Source organism: Arthrobacter sp. NPDC056691 (genome assembly GCF_042791415.1).
Lineage (GTDB): Bacteria > Actinomycetota > Actinomycetes > Actinomycetales > Micrococcaceae > Arthrobacter.
Map to the genome: position 1 here is coordinate 77,325 of NZ_JBHTXX010000021.1, position 20,109 is coordinate 97,433.

Below are 20,109 nucleotides of genomic sequence, written 5' to 3' on the forward strand. Positions count from 1 at the left end.
GCCCCTGACTGGTTGTCCTGCCTGGGGGCGGCTCAGGCTGCCGCGGGACTGGGCGACATCTCGGCGGCCTGGCGCAGCGCCTCGATCATGCTGCGCACGTCCACGATGCCCTTGCCCGCGATGTCGAAGGCGGTGCCGTGGTCCACGGACGTGCGGATGACGGGCAGGCCCACGGTGATGTTGACGCCGGCCTCGATGCCGAGGACCTTGATGGGTCCGTGGCCCTGGTCGTGGTACATGGCCACGATGAGGTCGTAGTCGCCGCGCCCGGCCAGGAAGAACGCCGTGTCCGCCGGGAGCGGGCCGCGGGCGTCGATGCCGTCGGCCTGGAGCTTCTCGATGGCCGGGGTGATCTTCTCGGCCTCCTCGCCGTACCCGAAGAGCCCGTTCTCGCCGGCGTGCGGGTTGATGGCGCACACGCCGATCTTCGGGTTGGCGATGCCGGCACGCTGCATGGCTTCGTGGCCGCGGCGCACGGTCCGCTCCACCAGGCCGGGCTCGATCCTGTTGATGGCATCGATGAGGCCGATGTGCGTGGTCACGTGGATGACCTTGACCTTGGGCGTGGACAGCATCATGGACACTTCCTCGATGCCCATGAAGTGCGCGAGCAGTTCGGTGTGGCCCGGGTAGATGTGCCCGGCCTTGTGCAGGGCCGCCTTGTTCAGGGGTGCGGTGCAGATGCCCTGGACCTGGCCGGCCATGCCCAGCTCGCACGCGATCCGGATGTAATGGTAGGCCGCGTTGCCGGCCTCGGCGGACTCCTGGCCCCAGGGCAGGTCGGCGGAAAGCAGCTTCGGGTCGATCACGTTGATACGGCCGGCGTCGAAGACAGCCTCGCCCACGGCCTCCACTTCGACGATGTCCGCCTCCACGCCCAGCGCCTTGGCGCCCAGCTGCAGCCGGTGCACGTCGCCGATGACCACCGGGCGGCAGTCGCGGTAGGCGTTCCCGTCGAGAAGGGCACCCACGGTCACCTCGGGGCCCACGCCGGCGCCGTCGCCCATGGTCACGGCGATGAAGGGCCGGGTGTCCTGTGCGGTTGCGTTCACTGCAGATGTCATTGGTGCTCCAGGTGTGTGGGAGGGATGGGAAGTGCTGTTGGAAGACCGGAGGTCTTTGATGACGGAGTAAAGCTGGGCGAGGGCGTTGTTGTCGCCGAAGCTGCCGGGCTTGGTGCCTACCAGCCGTCCGTCGTCGGAGAGGCTCACCACGGCGCCGTGCTGTACTGACGCGAGCGGGGTCAGTGAGCGGACACCCAGGGCGTCGAGTACCTCGCGGGCCGTTTCGCCGCCGGTGAGAATCAGGTCTGCCGCCGGCCCGGGACCTGCCGCCGCCGCGGCAACCAGTTCCGCCAGGTTCCGCACGATCCTGCCAGACTCCTGCGGATTGACGACGCCGGCGCTGACAGTAACGGCTGCGGGTCTGCCTGCCGCCAGCAGCTGCTGCGCCGCGCCGAGCCTTGGGCGGAAATCCTCCGGACGCTTCAGCTCGTCCGGAGCAATGTGCAGGGCGGTGAAGCCGCAGGCTTCCAGGTTCCGCAGCTGCGCCGCGGCCTGTGCCGAGGCGGAGCCGACGGCGGCCAGCACCGGCCGGGGTCCGGCCGTCGACGTCAGGCCATCTGACTTCTGCTTTTGCGCGTTCCGCGCAGAGTTGCTGCCCAGTTTCGCCGCCAGGAGCAGGGCCATGCCGCCGGTCCCGGCCAGCACGATGCGCCGTCCGCCGGCCCTGAAGTCCAGTTCCAGCAGCGCGTCCGCGACGGCCTCGAGGTCGGCCGGAGTCTCGCCGTCGACGATCACGGCGGCGGGCGTGGCCCCCGAAGCTGCACCGGTAAGGGCCTCCGTGAGAAAGTCCGCCAGTCCGCCCGAACGCACCGCGGACAGCCCCGCAAGCCGCACCGCGGCGCCCGGGCCCAGTAGTTGCGCGATCTCCGCGGGCGGGGCGGTTGCCTCTGCCCGCCAGAGGTCGGTGCGGTCCAGCCGGACGCCGTCGGCAAAGGGCCGGCCGCCGGCCACTGTCCGGTTCAGCTGGGGGAGTGCGCCGGCCACCACAACGTGGTGGCCGAGAGCTGAAAGTGCCGCGAGTTCCGGGCCTATGTTGCCCCGCCACAGGGAATCGATTTTCTTGAACAGAACGCCTGCGCTGTCTGCAGTGGTGCTGCCGAAGACGGCTGCCGAAACCGTGGCTGCGGACTCCGGGGCGACAGCCCGCGAGTGCGTGTCAACCACCAAAATCTCGGGGCGGCTGGCGGCGTCTGTGCGTTCAGCAACCGTGCCCGCCTCCGCGGCGGACAGGAGGAGCCGCGTGTCCAGCCCCTGGGCTGCAAAGCATTGCCCTACTTCTGCTGCGCCGGAAAAGTCATCGGCCTGGATGAGGACTGCAGTCACGTCGTCCTCCCTTCTTCTATGAATCAAGCTTCTGTGGATCAAGCTTCCGTGGATCGAGTAGCACCATGATGGCATGCCTGCGCGAATTGCGCTAGACCGGTTGCGCATTTCGCGCAGAGGTGGCAGAGTGATGCACGTAACACGGCGAGGCCATCCGGCCGCCAGCCGTCCCATTCAACCGAGAGGTCAACGATGACCGTTCTTCCTCAAGGAAGTGAGATCTCACGGCGCCGCCTCCTGCAGTTTGGCGCAGCCGCCGGATTTCTCCTGGGCACAGGCTCCCTGGCCGGGTGTGCCGGCCCCACGGGCCTGCCGGGACCCAGCACCCTGACGCTGGCCCTCAACAGGTCCCTCGTCAGCCTGGACAACAAGCTCAACCAGTTCGACGCCGCCGTCACCGTCCAGCGTGCCGTGCGGCAGGGACTGACCGCCATCGGCCCCGAAACCAAGCCGATCCTGGTCCTCGCGGACCGCTTTGAGATGACCTCGCCCACCGCGTGGACGGTGCGCCTCCGCCAAGGCGTCCGCTACTCGGACGGCACCCCGGTGGCCATCGAGGACATTGCCACGGCACTGAAGATGTACCAGCAGGTGCAGGGCTCCTTCGTCGCCGGGTTCTTCCCGGAATTCCCCACGGTGGTCCCGGTGGATGACAGGACGTTCCGGATGGAGTCCAAGAACCCCATTCCCATCCTCGATTCGCTGATGAGCATGATCCTGATCAGCCCGGCAGCCAAGAACAAGCCGGAGGAGCTCCAGGAGGGCGTGGGCACCGGGCCGTACGTGGTGACCAAGTTCAACCGCGGCGCCGGCACCTACAGCCTCAAGCGCAACGAGAACTACTGGGGCCCGGCCCCCAAGGTGGACAACGTCGAGGTCCGCTTCCTGCCGGAGGAATCCAGCCGCGTCATTGCGCTGCGCAGCGGCGAGGTGGACGTCATCGACTCCATTACGCCTGACTCGCGCGAGCAGCTGGCCGGACTTCCCGGCGTCGTCCTGGCAGAGGCGTCCAGCCTCCGGCTGAACCAGATCTTCTACAACTTCCGCAAGCCCGCCGGCCACCCGCTGGCCGATCCGAAGGTCCGCGAGGCCCTCAGCTGGGCCATCGACGGCGAGGCTCTGGTCAAGGACGTCCTGGTGGATTCGGTCAGCGAAGCCGAAGGCGTGGTCCCGTCCAGCCTCACCGGTTTCGCCAAGACGGGCAACTACACCTACGATCCCGAAAAGGCCAAGGCCACGCTGAAGAACCTCGGCGTCACCGACCTGAACCTGAAGATCATCTGGGAAACCGGCGAGTTCGCCTCCGACACCTCCGTGATGGAGGCGCTGGTGGAGATGTTCGGCAACATCGGCGTGAAGACCCAGCTGCAGCAGTTCGAACCCGGCGGCAACATCCTGGCCTGGCGCCAGGGCAAGCAGGGCGACTGGGACCTGCTGGGCAACGGCTTCAGCAGCCCCACCGGCCTGGCCATCACCATGATGCAGGGCATGTACGCCGGAACCGCGGAAAAGGAAAAGACCCGCGACACCTACCAGGGCTACGTGGTCCCGGACGTGCAGGCAAAGATCCAGGCCGCATCCTCCGAGGTGGATCCGGTACGCCGGCAGCAGCTGCTCGCCACCGCGCAGAAGGCCATCTGGGACACCTGGCCGTGTGCCTGGGCCTTCGTTCCGAAGTCGGTGCTCGCCCACCAGAAGCGCGTGGCGGACCTGGCGCTTGCGCCCACCAACTCCTACCCCCTTGTTGACGTCCGGCTGGAGGCCTGAGTCATGACCACGTACATCCTCAAGCGGCTGGGCCAAGGCCTGCTGACCGTGTTCCTGACGGTCTCCACGGTCTTCGTCCTGATCCGCCTGGCCCCCGGTGATCCGGCCGTGTCCTACGCCGGTCCGCTGGCCACCACCGAGCAACTGGCCAGGGTCCGCGAACAGTTCGGCCTGGACCGGCCGGTGCTGGAGCAGTACTGGATCTTCCTGCAGCAGCTGTTCACCGGCAACCTCGGCACCTCCTACTCCTTCCAGGCGCCGGCCATGCAGGTGGTGGCCGAGCGGATGCCGTACACGCTGACCCTCGCCACCGCGGCCATCCTCCTCACCGCCGTGATCGCCATCCCGCTGGGCGTGTGGATGGCCCGCCGCCCGGACACCAACCGGGAACTCGGTGTCAACGTCCTCACCATCGCCGGGCAGTCCATGCCGGACTTCTGGACCGGCATCATGCTGCTCACCGGCTTCGCCGTCCTGATCCCGATCTTCCCGGCGTCCGGTTTTGCCACCTGGGGCGGGCTGGTGCTTCCCACGCTCACCATCGCCATCCTGCAGATCGCACTGATTTCGCGGATGGTCCGGCGTGAGATGACCGCCAACTTCGCGGCCCCGTACCTGACCGTGGCGCGGTCCAGGGGAGTGGGCGGCCCGGCGCTGACTTGGCGCTACGCCATGGGCAACTCCGCCATCCCGGTCTTCACCGCCCTGGGCACCCGCTTCGCGGCCATGCTCAACGGCGTGGTGGTGGTGGAAGTCGTGTTCGCCTGGCCCGGCGTCGGCTCCCTCATTGTCCGGGCCCTCGAAACCCGCGACTACCCCCTCATCCAGGCGACCGTCCTGCTGACGTCGCTGCTGGCGGTAGCTGTCCAGCTCGTCATCGACCTCGCCTACCCGCTTCTTGATCCCCGCGTTCGTCTTGGAAAGGCGGCAGCAGCATGAGCCTCAGCGACACCGCAACACGCACACCGTCCCCGAGCGCCGTCACCAAGGAACTCGTGGCCAAGGCGGGGGCCACCCGTCGCCGCAACGCCGCCAAGTGGAAACTGCGCATCGGAGCCGTCTGCACGCTGCTGGTCATCATTCCCATCCTGCTGGCCCAGGTGCTTCCGCTGCCGGACGCCAACCACCAGGACCTCTCCGCCCGCCGGCTTGCCCCGCTGGTGGACGGCCACCTGTTCGGCACCGACCAGCTGGGCCGCGACCTGCTCTCCCGCGTCCTGCACGGGGGCCAGGTGTCCCTGACCATCGGCATCCTGGCCGTGGTGGTCTCCGGCGCCATCGGCATCATCCTCGGTGCCGCCGCCGGCTACTTCGGCGGCTGGGTGGATACGGTGGTCTCCCGAGTCCTCGAAGCCCAGATGTCCCTGCCGCTGCTCATGATGCTGCTCCTGGTGGTGGCGCTCTTCGGCCCGTCCATCCCGGTGATCACGTTCGTCATCGCCATTGCGCAATGGCCGGAAGTGGCCAGGCTGACCAGGTCCATGGTGCTGGTGGAACGCGAAAAACCGTATGTCTCCGCGGCGCGCATCCTGGGCCTGCACCGTATCCAGATCCTCCTCCAGCACATCATCCCGAACGTCATCAAGCAGGCAACCCTCGTGGTGCTGCTGCTCCTGGCCCAGGCCGTCCTGCTCGAGAGCGCACTCAGCTTCCTCGGCGCCGGCCCCCAGCGTCCGTTCGCCACCTGGGGACGCATCATCTCCGACGGCCAGGACTACATCACCACCTCCTGGTGGATGGTCACCCTGCCCGGCCTGGTGATCGTGCTGATGGTGGTGGGCGTGAACCTGCTGGGCGACGGCCTCCGCGACCGTCCCCGCCGCAAGAAGAAGGGTGCCTGACATGAACGCCAATAAGGAACAGCCGCTCCTCGAGGTCCGCGACTTCCAGGTGGAGCTGATCACCGACGCCGGCATCATCCGGGCCGTGGATTCGGTGAACTTCAGCATCCACCGCGGCGAAACCGTCACCATCATCGGTGAATCCGGTTCCGGAAAATCGACGACGGCGATGGGCATCCTGCGCCTGCTCCCGGAGGACCTGGCGGTACTTTCCGGCACCGTGCTCATTGACGGCGTGGACGTGGTGGCCGCACCCAAGGCCATCGACAAGGTCCGCGGCCGGACCGTCGCGCTCATTCCGCAGGACCCCATGACCGCGCTCAGCCCCGTGCACTCGATCGGCAGCCAGCTCTCCGAGGCCATCCGGATCGCCGGCGCCGCCTCCAAGGACAAGGACGCCGTCCGGGCCCGCGCCATCCGGCTGCTGGAACAGGTGCACATTCCCACACCGGAGGTGCAGCTGAAGAAGTACCCGCACCAGCTCTCCGGAGGCATGCTCCAGCGCGTGCTGATTGCGATCGCCCTGGCCAGCGAACCGCAGCTGCTGGTGGCCGACGAACCCACCTCGGCGCTGGATGTCACGGTGCAGGCCGGCATCCTGGACCTGCTGCTGGAGCTTCAGGAACAGCGCGGCATCGGCATCCTGATGATCACCCACGACCTCGGCGTGGCCCGGCTCATCTCGGACCGGATCCACGTCATGAAGGACGGCTCCTTCGTGGAGTCCGGCGACGTCCAGCAGGTCGTCGAGCACCCGGCTACCGAGTACACCCGCAACCTGCTGGCCGCCGTGCCGGTCCTGGGGCCGTGGGACGAGACCCCGGCAGGCACCATCGACCCGAAGTCCACTACAACCGCGGCCGGCGACGCCGCCCTGACCAGCACCGGAGGCCAGCATGACTAAGCCGTTCCTCTCCGTCGAGAACCTCGTGGTGGACTACCACGTGCCGGGCGGAACGTTCCGTGCCGTGGATGACGTCTCCTTCTCGGTGGACAAGGGCAAGACGATCGCCGTCGTCGGTGAATCCGGCTGCGGAAAGTCCACCATCGCCAAGGCGCTGATGCGGCTGGTGACGCCGGCCAGCGGCCGGATCGAACTGGACGGAACGGACATTGCCTCGATGAGCGAAGCGAAACTGCGTCCGCTCCGTTCGAAGTTCCAGATGGTTTTCCAGGATCCGTACGGCTCCCTGGACCCGCACCTCACCGCCCAGGAGATCGTGGCGGAACCGCTGAAGCTGCAGGGCGTCCGGTCCAAGGCCGAGCGGCACAAGGAAGCCGCGAAGCTGATAGACCAGGTGGGCCTGCCTGCCAGGTCCCTGGACCGCCATCCCGCGGAGTTCTCCGGCGGCCAGCGGCAGCGCATCGGCATCGCCCGCGCGCTCGCCTCCAAGCCGGAGCTGCTGGTCTGCGACGAAGCCACGAGCGCCCTGGACGTGTCCGTACAGGCCCAGGTGCTGCGCCTGCTGAAGTCCATCCAGGACGAAACCGGCATCACCTACGTGTTCATCTCGCACAACCTTGGCGTGGTGCAGGAGATCAGCGATAGCGTCATGGTCATGCAGCGCGGCAGGCTCGTGGAGTCCGGCAGCACTGCATCCGTGCTGACCGCGCCCAAGGAGGACTACACCCGCAAACTGCGCCGTGCCGCCCTCGACCCGTCCACCATGCGCGGCCTCAAGCCGCGCCACGTGGTCCGCTCGCTGGCCCTGAAGGGCGCCTGAACCGGCCCGCCCGGCCGGCTCCTGACCCGACAGACACCGCAATCACACCGACACTGCAACCACGGAGAATCAACGCATGAGCAAGCAGCCAGAAGGCACCCCGGTGGAAGGACTGAAGCTTCCCATCTCGCGGCTGGTCCTCGGCACCATGACGTTCGGCGACACCGCCGATGAGGCCACCGCCGGACGCATGGTGGAGGAGGCGCTCGACGCCGGCATCACCACCATCGACACGGCCAACGCCTACGTGGGCGGTGTGACGGAGGAGATGCTCGCCCGCCTCCTCAAGGGGCGCCGCGACGAGGTCATCCTCGCTTCCAAGGCCGGCATGCCGCACGCGGACCACGGCCAGCACACGCCGCTGTCCCCGCAAGGGCTGCGCAACAGCGTGGAGGGCAGCCTGCGCCGGCTCGGCGTGGACAGCATCGACCTGTTCTACCTGCACCAGCCGGACCGTGCCACCCCGCTGCAGGACACCCTTCGCACCGTGGCGGACCTCGCCGCGGACGGGAAGATCGGGGCGCTCGGCGTCTCCAACTTCGCGGCCTGGCAGATCGCCGACGTGATCCACGTTGCCCGCGAGGTGGGTGCGCCTAAGCCCGTCGTGGCGCAGCAGCTCTACAACCTGGTGGCCCGGCGGGTTGAGGAGGAATACCTCGAGTTCGCCGCCACCCACAACGTCCACACCATGGTCTACAACCCGCTGGGCGGCGGCCTGCTCACCGGAAAACACAGCTTCGAGGCCAAGCCCTCCGAAGGCCGCTTCGGCGATTCCAAGCTGGCTGCCATGTACACCCAGCGCTACTGGAACCAGCAGCTGTTCGAGGCCGTCAACGCCCTGGCCGGCATCGCCGACGGGGCGGGCATCACCCTCGCCGAGCTGTCGCTGCGCTGGCTCGCCTACCGGAACGGCGTCGGTTCCATGCTGCTCGGCGGCTCGAAGGTGGAGCAGCTCCGGGCCAACATCGCCGCCGTGGCCAAGGGGCCGCTGCCCGAAGACGTTGCGGCCGCGTGCGACGCCGTCGGCTCCAGCCTCCGCGGACCCATGCCGGCGTACAACCGCTGATCAACCGCCGACCCCCGCTGATTTCCCGAACTGAAGGCAGAAGACACCACATGACATCTGAACTCGCTACCGAATTCGCCCGCAAGGTCCGCGCCCGTGAGCAGGCCGTCGGCTACTGGGCAGTGCTGGACGCGCCCGTGGCAACAGAACGCATCAGCCGGCTCGGCTACGACTACGTGGCACTGGACGCGCAGCACGGGCTGCTCGGCTACTCGGGCGTGCTGAACGGCCTGATGGCCATCGACGCCGGGCACACCGCCGTCGGCATGGTGCGCGTGGAGGCCAACGACTTCACCGCGATCGGCAAGGCGCTCGACGCCGGGGCCGTCGGCGTGATCGTGCCGCTCGTCAACAACGCGGCGGACGCCGCCGCGGCCGTCGCGGCGGCCAAATACCCGCCACTGGGTGGGCGGTCCTACGGACCCATGCGCTCGGCCCTGCGCATCGGCCCGGTACCCGCCGAAGCCAACGCCGCCACCCTGGTCTTCGCCATGATTGAGACGCCTGAGGGGCTGGCCAACGTGAAGGAGATCTGCGCGACGCCCGGCCTGGACGGCATCTACGTTGGCCCCTCGGACCTGGCCATCGCCGTCGGTGGCGCCTTCCCGGGCGATCCCGCCATCGAGGCCGAGTTCAACGCGGCGCTGGAAACCATCGCAGACGCCGCCGCCTCCGCAGGCATCGCCGCCGGCATCCACACCGCCGCCGGGGAGATCGCCGCCCAGCGGCTGCGGCAGGGCTACACGTTCACCACCGTAGCGTCGGACCTGACCCACCTGGAGCTGGCTGCCAAGGCGCACCTGGCTGCTGCCAAGTCGGAGGGCTGAGGGATGCAGACAACCAACGCCGGCTACAGCACCATCACGCCCGACGGCGCCGTGAAGCGCGCGGACGGCGCGGACTTCGCGTACCTGCCGGCACCCACCGTGCAGAGCCACGCCGCCAACCTCCTGACCCTGCCCGACGGACGCCTGGGCTGCGTGTGGTTCGGCGGCACCCAGGAGGGCGTGCCGGACATCTCCATCTGGTTCTCCACCCTGGAGCCGGGCAGCAGCCAGTGGTCAGCCCCGGAGCAGCTGTCAGACGACTCCACCCGCTCCGAGCAGAACCCGATCCTGTTCACCGCCCCGGATAATTCACTCTGGCTCCTGTACACCGCGCAGAAGGCGGGCAACCAGGACACGGCGGAGGTCCGCCGTCGTACTTCCACGGACAGCGGCCGCACCTGGGGTCCGGTGGAAACGCTGTTTGCCGCGAACGAGACGGGCGGCTTCTTCGTCCGGCAGCTGCCGGTACTGCTGCCGTCCGGCCGCCTGATCATCCCGATCTTCCGCTGCATCACCACGCCCGGGGAAAAATGGGTGGGCAACAGCGATGACAGCGCCGTGATGATTTCCGACGACGGCGGAGCAACCTGGAGCGAGCACATCCTGCCGGGCAGCCTGGGCTGCGTCCACATGAACATCCAGCCCGTGGCCGACGGCTCGCTGCTCGCGCTGTTCCGCAGCCGCTGGGCAGACTCGATCTACGAATCACGTTCCACCGACGACGGCACCACCTGGAGCGAACCGGTCCCCACCGAACTGCCCAACAACAACTCCTCCATCCAGTTCACGGCGCTGGCAGACGGCCGGCTGGCGCTGGTCTACAACCACGCCAGGGCGGAGGAAAACACCGAACGGCGGCTGTCGCTCTACGACGAGATCGACGACGACGGCCTGGCTGAGGAACAGGGGCAACTCGCCGAGCCGGTACCCGGCGCTGCTGTTGCCGACGACGACGGCGAACGGCGCGCCTTCTGGGGGACGCCGCGCTCGCCCATGACGCTTGCCATCTCCGAGGATTCGGGCCGCAGCTGGCCCATCCGGCGGAACCTCGACGTGGGGGACGGCTACTGCCTGTCCAACAACTCCCGCGACGGCCTGAACAGGGAGTACTCCTACCCGTCCATCCACCAGGGCCCCGACGGTGCGCTGAACATCGCCTACACCTACTTCCGCCAGGCCATCAAGTACGTCCGCGTGGATCCGCAGTGGGCCTATGACGGCAGCGCGACACCGGGCGGCGACGAGCAGTGACCGGCGCCCGCCACGCAGTTGTCACGGGCTGCAGCTCCGGCATCGGCAAGGCCATAGCCGAGCGGCTGCTGGCCGACGGCTGGACGGTCACCGGGCTGAGCCGCAGCGGGACCTCGCTGGGGCCCGGCTTCCGGTGGCTGCACGCGGACCTGTCCGATCCGTCGTCGCTGGCGGAAACGGCAGCGGCAATTGACCCCGCAGACGCGCTGGTCCACGCCGCCGGATACCAGCGCACCGCGCTGTTGGGCGAGCTGGACCCGGGGGCGCTCGCCGGCATGTTCGCCGTCCACGTCGGGGCTGCCAGTGCGCTGGCCAACGCGGTGGTGCCCCAAATGCCCGACGGCGGCCGGGTACTGCTGATCGGCAGTCGGACGTCCACGGGCGCGGCCGGCAAGAGCCAGTACGCGGCCACGAAGGCGGCACTCATGGGCATGGGACGGACGTGGGCGCAGGAGCTCGCGCAGCGCGGCATCACGGTGAACGTGCTGTCGCCGGGGCCGACGGACACGCCCATGCTGGCCGATCCCGGGCGTGCCGCCACGCCGCCCAAGCTGCCCGCGCTCGGCCGGCTGGTGGATCCCGGGGACGTGGCGGCGCTCGCCGGTTTCCTGCTCGGGCCGCACGGCAAGTCCATCACGGGTCAGAACTACGTGATCTGCGGCGGCGCCTCGCTGTGAGGCGTTCTGCCCTGTGAGGCTTCGGGCCGACCGGACCCCTACGATGGTGACAGCAAAGGAGAGCCACCGATGACCACCGCCAAAACCAGGCGCGAAGAGATCTACCACCTCGCCGTCACCACGGGGCTGGCGTCTGTGGAGGAACTGTCGCGGCATTTCCGGGTCACCGCCTCCACCATCCGGCGCGACCTCGCCCAACTGAACGAAGAAGGGAAGCTGGCGCGGACCTACGGCGGAGCCGTGGCGCTGGGCGCCCACCCCGAACCGTCCCTGCGGCAGCGGACCGGGGAGGCGTACGAGCAGAAGCACGCCATTGCGGCCTGGGCTGCCGCCGAGGTGAAGAACGGCGAGAACATCCTGCTCGACGGCGGCTCCACCGTCGGTGCGCTGGCGCACGCCCTGCGCGGACGGGAGAATCTGTCCGTCACCACACCGGGAATCAACACGCTGCAGGAGCTGGCCGACTCGCCGGGGATCCAGGTGGACTGCCTCGGTGGCCGGCTCCGGGGCGTGAGCCAGACCTTCGTAGGCCCCCTTGCCGAGGCTGCCCTGGAGCGGATGAGCTTTGACCGGGTGTTCCTGGGCGCGGACGCCGTCACCGCGGACAACGGACTCTGCGAGGCAGACCACGCACAGACCAGGCTCAAGGAGCTCATGGCCCGGCGCGGCGATGCCGTCTATGTCCTGGCAGACTCCGGGAAGCTGGGGAAGCACCCGTTCCACGCCTGGGCGAAACTCGCCCTGCCGTGGACCCTGGTGACGGACTCCGGCGCCCACCCCGGCCAGGTGGCGCTGTTCAGGGAGGCTGGCGTGCAAGTGCAGCTCGTCCAGGTACAGGCAGGGCAGCAGGCTTCTGCGTAGACCGCATCCCGGGGCCCCGCCGGCAGGCCGGCGGGAACACCGGCATCCCTGAATTTGTTATTAACAGTGACCCAAAATGAACACTGCACATACCGCCTTGATAGTCCCGCCCCGCCTGGGCGAACCCCTCCGGGTTGTCCCCGTGGAAGGGGCGGACAGCCTGAAGGACCTGCTCGGGGGCGACTTCGAGTCCGTCGCCCGGGGCGACTGGCACCTTTACCTCAACGCCGAGGGGACCTCGGCCAACCTGCCGGTGAACCTCCGCGCCGACCAACTCATGCACGACTGCGGCCTTGACCTGGCAGGCGCTGCCCGCGGCCCGGCAGTCATCGTCGGCCGTGACGCCAACGGCAAGGACACCAGCATCCCGGAGCGCCTGCTGCGCCTTGCCGCAGAACTCTTCGGAACGCCGCAGACAGCCTGAGGACGCGGGTGCATGTTGGCCCCTTGCGTTTAGCATTGGGGAATGACTGAAGCAAACGAGGATTCGGCAGTCCTGCAGCTGCAGGACATCCTGATCGGGGCCGACAGCGTTGAGGCTTTCCTCGACGGGCTGGCCGCCTTTGCAGCATCTACGCTCACCGGTCTGGCAGGTACAGGCATTGAATGCGCCGTGACATTGAAGCGGCACCGGCACACCGCCACCGTTGCGGGCAGCAGCCCCCGGGCAGTGGAACTGGACCAGATCGAGCAGGCAATCGGCGACGGTCCTTGTATTCGGGCGCTGTTCACCATGGCCCCCGAACTTCTCGACGACGTCCGCACGGACGAACGGTGGCCGGCATACCAGAAGCAGCTCGCCAAGCACGATGTGTACTCGACACTGGGCATTCCCGTGGACATCGGGGAGGGCGCCAGCGCGGCGATAAACTTTTTCGGCCCCGCACCGGGCCTGTTCACTGCCGAGCTCTTCGACCGGGCGGTGGAGTTCGGCGAGCTGGCCAGCCGCACCCTGCACCTGTCCGTCCGGATCGGGTCCGCCCAGGCGCGGGCGCTGAACCTTGAGGCCGCCATGCAGAGCCGGACGGCGATCGACGTTGCCTGCGGCGTCATCATGGCGCAGAACCGGTGCTCGCAAAAGGAAGCCATGGACATACTGGCCAAAGTCTCCAGCAACCGGAACCAGAAGCTGCGCGACGTGGCCGTGGAACTCCTGGGCAGGCTCTCCGGATCAGGCGTGGAGACACACTTCGAGTAGGTCTCCGGCCTGCCCTTACGGCGCTACTTGCCGCCCTGCCCGATCATGGACGGCGGGGGTTTGGGGAACGGTCTGGCCGGATACATCCTGGCCACCTTCAGCATGTAGTTGGCCCACTGCGGCCCGGCGATCATGTAGCCGTCAATGCGGTCGTAGTGGGTGCCGTTGACGGTTATGTTCCTGCCCGGCCGTTTCTGGCCGTTCAGTGCGTCACCGAAGAACGATGCGGTGACGATGCCGCTGGTGTAGCCCAATACCCAGGTGGCACCGTTGCTGTTGTTGGTGCCGGTCTTGGCCGCCACAGGGACCTTGCCCTGCACTTTGGGGTTGATGTAGATGCCTGAACCCTTCTTGAGGACGTCCTGCAGGACGGAATTCACCCCGCGGGCAATATTGGGCTCCACAGCGGTCCGGCACGCCGACTGCTGGCTGGGCAGCGCCCGCCCGGTGAAATCGGTGACGCGCTGGATGGCCATCGGCGCGCAGTAGCGGCCGTCGGCGGCGAAGGTGGCGAAGGCGGTGGCCAGGTTGAGCGGTGACACGGCGGTTCCGCCGAGCACGTTGCCCAGCTGGTGCATGTTGATCCCTGACCCGTCCAGGCCGCTGTGCAGGCCCAGGGTGTCAACCATCTTTTGGATGCCGCAGATGTCCAGCTGCGCGACCTCGGCAAAGGTGGCCGTGTTGATGGAGTTGTACAGCCCATAGTTTGCGGGCATCCTGCGGTAGTAGCCCTCCGAGGCGTTCTGCAGATCGTCGGCAGTTTCGAGGCCGGCGGCGCGCTGCCGGCTGCTGTAGCCGCCAACCACCTTGGCGCACGAGTCCCGCCAGCGGAACCCCAGTGGGTACTCCCGCCGTGAGGCATCCACCTCCTCGGTGATCTTCCGTCCCTGGTGCAGCCACTCAGCGAACGTGAACGGCTTCATGGTGGATCCGGGCTGGAACCCGCCCGCACCGTTGAGGTCGTTGCCGTTGGCGTCCTTGGCGTCCACGTTGAAGTTCAGCTGGGTGTCGAACTTGCCCGGCAGCGGGAGGAACACCGTGTTCTGCGCCATTGACAGGATTTTCCCGGTGCCCGGCTGGAGTGTCAGCAGCGAAGCACCCCACTTGCCCGGGTTGGCCCCGGCGGTGGAGTTTACCTGGACCTGGGCCGCTGCCTGCAGCCGGCTGTCAAGCGTGGTGGTGATGGTCAGGCCGCCGCGGAACAGCTTCTGCTCCCGGGCTTCCGTGTCGGCGCCGTAGGCCCGGTTGTTGAGGATCAGATGCGACACGTAGTCGCAGAAGTACGGGGCGATGGCGGCGGCGGCGCAGCCCTGCCTGGAGACCCGCACTTTCAGGCCCAGGCCGGCGGCGGCTGCGGTGTCATGCTGTTTTCCGGTGATTTTTCGTTGGGCCAGCATGGCATCCAGGACAAGGTTGCGCCGCTTGAGCGAGTTTTCCGGATTGGTCACGGGGTCGAAGAGGCTGGGGCTATTGACGAGCCCTGCCAGCATTGCCGCCTGGGGGAGGCTGAGCTTGCTGGCCGGAACGCTGTAGAAGTGCTGCGCGGCAGCCTCGATCCCGTAGGCGCTGCGGTTGAAGAACACGATGTTGAGGTAGCCCTCGAGGATTTGGTCCTTGGTGAATTTCTTCTCGAGCTCGATGGCGAGCTTCATTTCCCGCACCTTGTCGCCAATGGTCTTCTCCCCGCTAAGGACCACCTCATCCTCGCGCCCGGAGGCAATTTTCGATTCATTGGCCACGTTGGTGACGTACTGCTGGGTCAGCGTGGAAGCACCTTGCCGGTCCGCGCCGGAGACGTTGCTCACCAGCGCGCGCAGGACACCCACGGGGTCGACGCCACTGTGTTCGTAAAAGCGGCTGTCCTCGATCGCCACCACGGCGTCCTTGATGTACGGTGACATCTGTTTCAGCGACACCCGCACCCGGTTTTCCTCATAGAACGAGGCGATCAATTGGCCGTCCGAGGTCAGAATCCTTGTTGTTTGCGCCGGCGGACGCACGGCAAGGTCGGAAGGAAGGCCGTTATAGAAGTTGAGCGATCCGTTCACGGCGGCGCCGGCGGCGGCAAGCTGGGGAACGAAGTAGGCGGCAACCAACGCGCCGCAGACGCAACTGAGGACCACGAACCCGAGCAACCTTGCCCAGGCCGTGTGAGATCGCGATGCCAAGCTTTTGCGTACCATCAGTGCGGTTCACACCCCAAAAAAGCGTGCTTCCAGAATACGCTTCAGGTGACGGCCGGGCCAGAGTGCCGGGTTCGGCCGCACGGGCTCAGGGCAGGTCGATGTTCGTGAGTTCTGACCGCTTGCCGCTTGCTTCCTCAACCAGGACCATCGAGCCCACCTGCGGGCAGTAGTACTTGTGCTCCCGCGAGTTGAGCTCCAGCGGTGTCCAGTCGTCCACCTTGACGCACTCTGTGTAGGTGCCCATCTTCGTGGTGACGGTCTGGCCCGTGGCGATGGTATCCCGCATGTCCTCGGCATGGCCAAGGTAGTACTCCTGCCGGTAGGTGTCGCCCACGCGCTGTTCGGCCTTCATCCAGATGCCGGCCTTTGCCCCGTCCTGCCCGTGGATAAAGCTGCCGGAATGGTTCTGCAGCTGGCCGTCCTTGAAGTTATTCACGTCCTCACCGAAGTACCACACGTCGCCGTTCTTGTGCTGGGCCAGGTAGTCCCTCGTCTCCTCGACGAGCTGCCCGCTCTTGAATTCCTTGTCCAGGTAGATGACAGTTTCGATGCCCTCAATGACGCGCGTCTCCTTGAGGATTTCGATTTCGATCCTGTCACCGCCGGCCCCGTAGGTCATCTTCTTGCCGACGGGAAGCGCAAAGTACTTGTTGGTTATTTTCGTGCTGAAGTCCGCCGGGGTGATCTGCGGATTGTAGTCAGCAGCCCTGGTTCTCAAGTTGTTGAAGTAAAAAAATGCCGCCCCGCCAGCGACCAGCAACAGGATGATGACCCCCACTATTATGGTTCTTGGCTTCATGGCCCGTCCCACTCCTCGTTGAGTAGAAACCCTTTATGCGGCCCGGTGCACCTGTTGCTTGCCCGGCCCATAGGAGAAAGGTAGTCCTGTCAGGCCACCGGGGACAGAGGCAGCACCAGATTCGTCAGCTGTGGGCGGCCTCGACCACCCGTTCGCCGTTGAAGTATTCGAGCTGCCAGCCGTCGACGGCGTGGTGGTGGGCCAGGTTGAGCACGGCATTGTCGATGCTTTGCAGGGTGCTGCCGATGGCACGGCCGAGGGCCAGGCGGAGGAGCGTGCCGTGCGCTACGACCAAAACGCGGCGCCCCCGGAACTCCTCGGCCAGTGCCTCCAGGGCGGCCAGGCCGCGGGAGGCCGCCTCGTCGTCACTTTCTGCCCCTCGGAAGCCGCCGGGGATGCGCAGTGCCTCCAGTTCCGGGCCGGCCTGCAGGCCCTCGGCGGGTCCGAAGCTGCGCTCGGTAAGCTCCGGCACGTGCCTGGCCACTGTGAGCCCCAGGCCCGCCGCGATCAGCTCGGCGGTTTCCGCCGCGCGGCCCAGCGGTGACGATACGATCGTGTCCCACTCCTGCCCGGACAGCACGGCGACGGCCTCGCGCGCCTGGCCGCGGCCGACGTCGTTCAGCGGAATATCGCTGGATCCCTGCAGCCGGCGCTGCGCGTTCCAGTCGGTCTGGCCGTGGCGGATGAGGGCGAAAGTCGTGAGGGTCATGCCTTCCATTGTGAAGCATCCACGTCAGGAGCCCGGAGGGACTTAACCGAACAGGACCGCGGCTTCGTCGTAACGCTTCTGCGGGACAGACTTCAGCCGGCCCAGGGCTTCCTGGAAGGCAACGTGCTCAATGTCCGTTCCCTTCTGGGCCACCATGGTGCCCCACAGGCCCTCCACCACCAAGTGGATCGCGGCCATGCCCAGGCGGGTGGCCAGGACGCGGTCGAAGGCTGACGGTACGCCGCCGCGCTGGATGTGGCCCAGGATGGTGGCGCGGGTTTCGATGCCTGTCCGGGTTTCGATTTCCGGAACCAACTGGTCAGCGATGCCGCCCAGGCGGGGACGGCCGAAGGTGTCCAGCCCGCGCTCGGAGTGCGGGGTCTCCATATGCTCAGGCATGAAGCCTTCGGCCACCACCACCAGCGGTGCGCGCCCGCGGGCATGGGCTTCCTTTACCCACTGGGCGATCTGCTCGATGCTGATCTTCTGCTCCGGGATGAGGATGGCGTGGGCGCCTGCAGCCATCCCGGCGTGCAGCGCGATCCACCCGACGTGCCGGCCCATGACTTCGGCAATCATGCACCGGCGGTGGGACTCGCCGGTGGTCCGGAGCCGGTCGATGGCTTCCGTGGCGATCTGAACCGCGGTGTCGAAGCCGAAGGTGTAGTCGGTGGCGTCAAGGTCGTTATCCACGGTCTTGGGAACACCGACGATCTTCAGCCCTGCGTCGGTGAGGCGCTGGGCGGCGGCGAGGGTTCCTTCACCGCCGATGGCGATCATGGCGTCGATGCCCAGCCGGTCCATGTGGGCCCTGATGACGTCGGGGCCGCCGCCATTCTCGAACGGGTTGGTCCGCGACGTGCCCAGGATGGTGCCGCCCTGCTTGGCGATACCGCGGACCATGGTTCGGGGGAGGTCGATGACGTCACCCTCCACCACGCCGCGCCAGCCGTCGCGGAATCCGACGAACTCGTGGCCGTGGACGGCAATGCCCTTGAGGACGGCGCCGCGGATAACCGCATTCAGGCCGGGGCAGTCGCCACCGCTGGTGAGGATTCCAATTTTCATGTTCGGCTCACATTCGGGGGGCGGCCGGTTCCACGGCGGCAAGCACCGACATGGCCTCCTCAACGACATCCGCTGCGGGGAATGACGGCCGGTTCACGCCGGCCATTTCCTCCATGACGCGGACCACCTGGCAGCTGTAGCCGAACTCGTTGTCGTACCAGACGTAGAGCACCAGGTTTTTGTCGTTGGAGATCGTGGCGAGGCCGTCGACGATCCCGGCGTGGCGGGAACCGACGAAGTCGGTGGAGACCACCTCGGGCGAGTCGATGTAGTCGATTTGCTGGCGAAGGTCCGAGTGCAGCGCCATCCCGCGGAGGTAGTTGTTGACCTCGTCCTTGGTGGTGCCGCGTTCCAGGTTCAGGTTCAGGATGGCCATGGACACGTCGGGGGTGGGGACCCGGATGGAGCTGCCGGTGAGCTTGCCCTCCAGTTCGGGCAGCGCCTTGGCCACAGCCTTGGCGGCACCGGTCTCGGTGATCACCATATTCAGCGCGGCGGAGCGGCCGCGGCGGTCGCCCTTGTGGAAGTTGTCGATGAGGTTCTGGTCGTTCGTGAACGAGTGGACGGTCTCGACGTGGCCGTGGACCACGCCGTACCTGTCGTTGAGCGCCTGCAGGACCGGGGTGATGGCGTTCGTGGTGCAGGAGGCTGCCGTCACGATCCGGTCGGCATCGGTGATGTCGCGGTGGTTGATGCCGTGCACGATGTTCTTCAGCTCGCCCTTGCCCGGCGCGGTCAGCAGGACACGGGCCACGCCCTTGCTCAGCAGGTGCTGGGACAGCCCTTCGGTGTCGCGCCAGCGGCCGGTGTTGTCCACCAGGAGGGCATTGTTGATGCCGTAGGCGGTGTAGTCGATGGTGGCGGGGTTGTCCGAGTAGATGACCTGGATCCGGACGCCGTTGGCCGTGATGGTGTTGGCCTCGGTGTCCACCTTGATGGTGCCTTCGAAGGAGCCGTGCACCGAGTCGCGGCGCAGCAGGCTGGCACGCTTGGCGAGGTCGTTGTCGGAGCCGCGCCGGACCACGATGGCGCGCAGCCGCAGGCCGTGGCCGCCGCCCGCCTGTTCGATCAGGAGGCGCGCCACCAGGCGGCCGATGCGGCCGAAGCCGTAAAGCACGACGTCGGTGCTGGCGTGGTTGCCGGCGCCCCGCTTGCCCACCACCTCAGCCAGTTCGGCCCGGAGGAATTCCGCCAAAGTCCGGTCGCCGCCGTCGGACTTGAACTTCTGGTTCAGCCGGGCGATGTCGATGGCAGCGGCACCCAGGTCCAGCTGGGCCAGTGTGTTCAGCAGCGGGGCCGTCTCCCCCAGGGGCAGCTCGTCTTTGCTGATCCGGCGCGCAAACCGGTGCGCCTTCAGGATGCTCATGGTGGACTTGTTGACCAAAGTCCGGCCATGGACGCTGGTCACCACATTGTTTTCACGGTACAGCCGGCCGATCACCGGAATCATAGCCTCGGCGAGGGCCTCACGGTCCATCCAGGTAGCAAGACTTGAATCTGGGGTTTCTAGCATCGGACTGCCTTTCCAAAAGGGTGGGTCTGTTTTTAGCTTCAGCTCCTGAGATGGTCTGAGAGGGGCTTGATATCCATCGTCCTGCCATCTTCGGGTAGGGGAAACGCTAATTCCGGATGGTTTTAACGATCCTTTTGGGTAGGGTGCCGCCGTTGTTGTTCTGCTCTGTGCGGGGTTATGTGGTGGTGGCGAACATGAGGGCCATGGTGGTGGCGCTGAGGGCTTCGAGGGCGTG

At 67.0% G+C, this 20,109-nt stretch carries 18 protein-coding genes; 12 read left to right on the forward strand and 6 right to left on the reverse strand.

Features of this window, described 5'->3' with window-relative positions; translation table 11 throughout:
* Positions 1 to 32: 32 nt before the first annotated feature.
* Positions 33 to 2,387: a 4-hydroxythreonine-4-phosphate dehydrogenase PdxA gene (gene pdxA / locus ACFRAU_RS16550; protein WP_378000740.1), complete on the reverse strand. Its 2,355-nt coding sequence runs from the start codon at positions 2,385 to 2,387 to the stop codon at positions 33 to 35.
* A 192-nt stretch (positions 2,388 to 2,579) separates the two neighbouring features.
* Between pdxA and ACFRAU_RS16555 the strand changes: the two genes are divergently transcribed.
* From ACFRAU_RS16555 to ACFRAU_RS16610, 12 genes are all read left to right on the forward strand, one after another.
* On the forward strand, positions 2,580 to 4,154 hold the full coding sequence (locus tag ACFRAU_RS16555; RefSeq protein ID WP_378000741.1) for an ABC transporter substrate-binding protein: 1,575 nt from the start codon (positions 2,580 to 2,582) through the stop codon (positions 4,152 to 4,154).
* A 3-nt stretch (positions 4,155 to 4,157) separates the two neighbouring features.
* Positions 4,158 to 5,093, forward strand: a complete 936-nt coding sequence (locus ACFRAU_RS16560) for an ABC transporter permease (RefSeq protein WP_378000742.1) — start codon at positions 4,158 to 4,160, stop codon at positions 5,091 to 5,093.
* The gene (locus ACFRAU_RS16565; RefSeq protein WP_378000743.1) at positions 5,090 to 5,995 is read left to right on the forward strand and encodes an ABC transporter permease; all 906 of its coding nucleotides are present in this window, start codon (positions 5,090 to 5,092) and stop codon (positions 5,993 to 5,995) included. The genes ACFRAU_RS16560 and ACFRAU_RS16565 overlap by 4 nt, the downstream gene beginning before the upstream one ends.
* A 1-nt stretch (position 5,996) precedes the next feature.
* Positions 5,997 to 6,899 carry an ABC transporter ATP-binding protein gene (locus ACFRAU_RS16570; protein WP_378000744.1) on the forward strand — a complete coding sequence of 301 codons (903 nt, stop codon included), beginning with the start codon at positions 5,997 to 5,999 and terminating at the stop codon, positions 6,897 to 6,899.
* On the forward strand, positions 6,892 to 7,719 hold the full coding sequence (locus tag ACFRAU_RS16575) for an ATP-binding cassette domain-containing protein (protein WP_378000745.1): 828 nt from the start codon (positions 6,892 to 6,894) through the stop codon (positions 7,717 to 7,719). Before ACFRAU_RS16570 ends, ACFRAU_RS16575 begins: the two co-directional genes overlap by 8 nt.
* 76 nt (positions 7,720 to 7,795) lie before the next feature.
* Positions 7,796 to 8,785 carry an aldo/keto reductase gene (locus ACFRAU_RS16580; protein WP_378000746.1) on the forward strand — a complete coding sequence of 330 codons (990 nt, stop codon included), beginning with the start codon at positions 7,796 to 7,798 and terminating at the stop codon, positions 8,783 to 8,785.
* 50 nt (positions 8,786 to 8,835) lie between these two features.
* Positions 8,836 to 9,612 carry an HpcH/HpaI aldolase/citrate lyase family protein gene (locus ACFRAU_RS16585; RefSeq protein WP_377996000.1) on the forward strand — a complete coding sequence of 259 codons (777 nt, stop codon included), beginning with the start codon at positions 8,836 to 8,838 and terminating at the stop codon, positions 9,610 to 9,612.
* A gap of 3 nt (positions 9,613 to 9,615) precedes the next feature.
* Positions 9,616 to 10,863 carry an exo-alpha-sialidase gene (locus tag ACFRAU_RS16590; RefSeq protein WP_378000747.1) on the forward strand — a complete coding sequence of 416 codons (1,248 nt, stop codon included), beginning with the start codon at positions 9,616 to 9,618 and terminating at the stop codon, positions 10,861 to 10,863.
* On the forward strand, positions 10,860 to 11,540 hold the full coding sequence (locus tag ACFRAU_RS16595; RefSeq protein ID WP_378000748.1) for an SDR family NAD(P)-dependent oxidoreductase: 681 nt from the start codon (positions 10,860 to 10,862) through the stop codon (positions 11,538 to 11,540). The genes ACFRAU_RS16590 and ACFRAU_RS16595 overlap by 4 nt, the downstream gene beginning before the upstream one ends.
* A gap of 69 nt (positions 11,541 to 11,609) precedes the next feature.
* Entirely contained in the window at positions 11,610 to 12,401 is a 792-nt protein-coding gene (locus ACFRAU_RS16600) for a DeoR/GlpR family DNA-binding transcription regulator (protein WP_378000749.1), read from the forward strand.
* Between the two features lie 76 nt (positions 12,402 to 12,477).
* Positions 12,478 to 12,825, forward strand: a complete 348-nt coding sequence (locus ACFRAU_RS16605) for a hypothetical protein (protein ID WP_378000750.1) — start codon at positions 12,478 to 12,480, stop codon at positions 12,823 to 12,825.
* Positions 12,826 to 12,867: 42 nt separating this feature from the next.
* A complete protein-coding gene (locus tag ACFRAU_RS16610; protein ID WP_378000751.1) occupies positions 12,868 to 13,599 on the forward strand; it encodes a GAF and ANTAR domain-containing protein in 732 nt (243 codons plus the stop codon).
* 23 nt (positions 13,600 to 13,622) lie between these two features.
* Here ACFRAU_RS16610 and ACFRAU_RS16615 read toward each other — a convergent pair whose 3' ends face one another.
* The 5 genes from ACFRAU_RS16615 to ACFRAU_RS16635 all read right to left on the reverse strand — a co-directional run bounded on the left by ACFRAU_RS16615 (position 13,623) and on the right by ACFRAU_RS16635 (position 19,874).
* Positions 13,623 to 15,782 carry a transglycosylase domain-containing protein gene (locus ACFRAU_RS16615; protein WP_378000752.1) on the reverse strand — a complete coding sequence of 720 codons (2,160 nt, stop codon included), beginning with the start codon at positions 15,780 to 15,782 and terminating at the stop codon, positions 13,623 to 13,625.
* 88 nt (positions 15,783 to 15,870) lie between these two features.
* Positions 15,871 to 16,563, reverse strand: coding sequence for a hypothetical protein (locus ACFRAU_RS16620; RefSeq protein ID WP_378000753.1), 693 nt, complete (start codon positions 16,561 to 16,563; stop codon positions 15,871 to 15,873).
* Between the two features lie 145 nt (positions 16,564 to 16,708).
* A complete protein-coding gene (locus tag ACFRAU_RS16625) occupies positions 16,709 to 17,293 on the reverse strand; it encodes a histidine phosphatase family protein (protein WP_378000754.1) in 585 nt (194 codons plus the stop codon).
* A 42-nt stretch (positions 17,294 to 17,335) separates the two neighbouring features.
* Complete coding sequence (locus tag ACFRAU_RS16630) at positions 17,336 to 18,361, reverse strand: ATP-dependent 6-phosphofructokinase (protein ID WP_377996009.1); 1,026 nt, start codon at positions 18,359 to 18,361, stop codon at positions 17,336 to 17,338.
* Between the two features lie 7 nt (positions 18,362 to 18,368).
* Complete coding sequence (locus tag ACFRAU_RS16635; RefSeq protein WP_378000755.1) at positions 18,369 to 19,874, reverse strand: glyceraldehyde-3-phosphate dehydrogenase; 1,506 nt, start codon at positions 19,872 to 19,874, stop codon at positions 18,369 to 18,371.
* Positions 19,875 to 20,109: the final 235 nt, after the last annotated feature.